Source organism: Polaribacter sp. BAL334 (assembly GCF_015767435.1).
Taxonomy (GTDB): domain Bacteria; phylum Bacteroidota; class Bacteroidia; order Flavobacteriales; family Flavobacteriaceae; genus Polaribacter.
Genome location: NZ_JADWOV010000291.1, coordinates 1 through 238 on the forward strand (window position 1 = coordinate 1; position 238 = coordinate 238).

The window sequence follows — 238 nt, forward strand, 5'->3', positions numbered from 1 at the left end:
AACATTTGTCAAAAATATGGACCAATCCAAAGCAGAATCTCCTCCTCCAGAAATGACCACTTTTTTATTGCGATACAATTCTGGATCTCTGATAATATATTCAACGCCTTTATCCTCAAAATCAGCAATGTTGTCAATCAATGGTTTTCTGGGTTCAAAACTTCCTAATCCACCAGCAATTGCCACAATTTTTGCATGGTGTTTGGTGCCTTTATTGGTCGTTACTATAAAAGTTTCG

1 pseudogene is annotated in these 238 nt (G+C 36.6%); it reads right to left on the minus strand.

The features are described 5' to 3' along the window. Nucleotides 1–238 (minus strand): annotated as a pseudogene (locus IU405_RS08645) (NAD(P)/FAD-dependent oxidoreductase); the annotation flags it as partial.